A 2,469-nucleotide genomic window follows, 5' to 3' on the forward strand; every position below is an offset into this window, starting at 1 on the left:
CCCTCCCACAGGGGGTTTACGGCCAGACACATAATGTTCGAACGCCGCAAAGCCAATGTGGGAGGGGGCTTGCTCCCGATAGCGCGCTCCCAGACACATCCTGCCAAAAGCCTGCGTCTCAGCCACGAACACTCCGATCTAGCCTCTCAGGACACATCTTGAGAGGGCCAGGGGATGGCAGGTTTACCCGCTTCACACCGCTTGCGCATCGGACGCTTCAGCGAACCCAGCCGCATCTACCTCATCACCACCAACACTCACGAACGCATCCCCATCTTCTGCGACTTTCACTTGGGTCGGCTGGTGGTCTGGCAGTTTCGGCTGGCTCAGTACCAAGGGCTGGCGAACTCGCTGGCGTGGGTGATCATGCCAGACCACTTTCATTGGATTATCGAGTTAAAAAAAGGCTCGTTGGCGGACCTCCTATGCCAGGTAAAATCCAAGAGCACACGAACCGTCAATGGTGCAAGCGGACGCAAGGGACGACTCTGGCAGGAGAGTTTTCACGACCGGGCTCTGCGCAAGGAAGATGACCTGGTGAAAATGGCCAGGTACGTGGTGGCCAATCCACTACGGGCAGGGCTGGTGCAGCGAATTGGCGACTACCCCCTGTGGGATGCAATCTGGGTATAACGTCAGACACAGCTCGAATGTGGGAGGGGGCTTGCTCCCGATAGCAGTGGTTCAGTTGATACATATGTGACTGACCCACCGCTATCGGGAGCAAGCCCCCTCCCACATTTTTAAATGTATTTCAGGCGGCCAGTTTGCCGCTGGCGATAGCGGCCGAAGCGGCCACCATCGCCCGTAGCAACACCGCACACCCCGCCGCCAGATCATCCGGCGCAGCATTTTCGATTTCGTTGTGGCTGATGCCCCCCTCACACGGGACGAAGATCATCCCCGCCGGGCCCAGTTCGGCGACGAAAATTGCGTCGTGCCCTGCCCCACTGACGATATCCATGTTCGACAGCCCCAGCCCATTGGCCGCATCGCGCACGGCATCCACGCAGCCTTTGTCGAAATACAGCGGCGGAAAATCAGCCGTCGACTCCATCTCGAAACTCAACCCATGTTTGGCGCAGGTTTCGTCGATCACCTTGCGTACTTGGGCAATCATCGAATCCAGCCGGGCCGGTTCCAGATGCCGGAAATCCAGAGTCATGCGCACTTCACCAGGAATCACGTTGCGCGATCCGGGATAAGCCTGCAGGCAGCCTACTGTCCCACACGCATGAGGCTGGTGCCCCAGCGCCGCCGCGTTGACCGCCGCGACAACGGCCGCCGCGCCCACCAAGGCATCCTTGCGCAGGTGCATCGGCGTCGGCCCCGCATGGGCTTCAACGCCGCGCAACTTCAGGTCGAACCACTTCTGCCCCAATGCCCCCAACACCACGCCGATGGTCTTTTTTTCGTCCTCCAGAATCGGTCCTTGTTCGATATGTGCCTCGAAATACGCCCCTACTTTATGACCACTGACCGGCCGGGTTCCCGCATAGCCAATCGCATTCAATGCATCGCCCACACTGACCCCATCTACATCCACCTTGGCCAAGGTATCCGCCAACGTAAATTTCTCGGCGAACACCCCCGAGCCCATCATGCACGGTGGAAAACGCGAGCCCTCTTCGTTGGTCCACACCACCACTTCCAGCGGTGCCTCTGTTTCCACATTGAGGTCGTTAAGGGTGCGCAGCACTTCCACCCCCGCCAGCACGCCAAAGCAACCGTCGAACTTGCCGCCAGTGGGCTGGGTATCGATATGACTGCCAGTCATCACCGGTGGCAGGTTGGGATTGCGTCCCGGGCGGCGGGCGAAGATGTTGCCAATACCGTCGATGGTCACGGTACAACCGGCGGCTTCGCACCACTGTACAAACAGGTCACGGGCCTTGCGATCCAGGTCGGTAAGGGCCAGGCGGCACACGCCCCCCTTGGGAGTGGCGCCAAGCTTGGCCAAGTCCATCAAGGACTGCCACAAGCGGTCACGGTTGATGTGCTGATGGGTGGATTGCAGAACGTCGAGAGCAGCGTTCATGGGGATCTCCTCAGGCTACATTTCTTATGAATAGACTCGGTTACAGCTTGGGAATGCAGTCAACCCTGTGGGAGGGGGCTTGCCCCCGATGGCGGTAGCTCAGTTATCCCTTCATTGCCTGGCATACTGCAATCGGGGGCAAGCCCCTCCCACATTTGGAATGCATTTCAACTTTTTAAAGAGGTGATTTGGCCGCGACCTGACGGGTCCCGCGCTTGGCATTCAAGCCGTAATACATCAAGCCGCCCAGCGCCGAACCGGTAAACCAGCCATAGCTGTAGAACCAACTGAAGGCATCGCTGCCCAGGGACAACAAGGTCAGCACCACCGGCACGCCGAAGGCGATGAAGCCGCTCCAGTTCCACGCCGGGTAAACGTCGTCGCGATACAGGCCAGCCAGGTCCAGTTGCTGTTTGCGCGTGATGAAATAG

At 59.1% G+C, this 2,469-nt stretch carries 2 protein-coding genes and 1 pseudogene; 1 reads left to right on the forward strand and 2 read right to left on the reverse strand.

All coding sequences use genetic code 11. The features are described 5' to 3' along the window. Positions 1-174: 174 nt before the first annotated feature. Entirely contained in the window at positions 175-633 is a 459-nt protein-coding gene (locus ACRESD_RS08440) for an REP-associated tyrosine transposase (protein ID WP_431750509.1), read from the forward strand. A gap of 121 nt (positions 634-754) precedes the next feature. Here the strand turns inward: ACRESD_RS08440 and ACRESD_RS08445 are convergent, their stop codons facing one another. Then, positions 755-2,038 carry a Zn-dependent hydrolase gene (locus ACRESD_RS08445; protein ID WP_431750510.1) on the reverse strand — a complete coding sequence of 428 codons (1,284 nt, stop codon included), beginning with the start codon at positions 2,036-2,038 and terminating at the stop codon, positions 755-757. 175 nt (positions 2,039-2,213) lie between these two features. Beyond that, a pseudogene (locus ACRESD_RS08450) lies at positions 2,214-2,469 on the reverse strand (nitrate reductase); the annotation flags it as partial.

This window comes from Pseudomonas sp. (assembly GCF_050739995.1).
Taxonomy (GTDB): domain Bacteria; phylum Pseudomonadota; class Gammaproteobacteria; order Pseudomonadales; family Pseudomonadaceae; genus Aquipseudomonas.

Bases quoted from the DNA above. Each gene is read 5' to 3' on its own strand.
- ACRESD_RS08440 (WP_431750509.1), top strand. From the start codon at position 175: ATGGCAGGTTTACCCGCTTCACACCGCTTGCGCATCGGACGCTTCAGC.
- ACRESD_RS08445 (WP_431750510.1), bottom strand. From the start codon at position 2,038: ATGAACGCTGCTCTCGACGTTCTGCAATCCACCCATCAGCACATCAAC.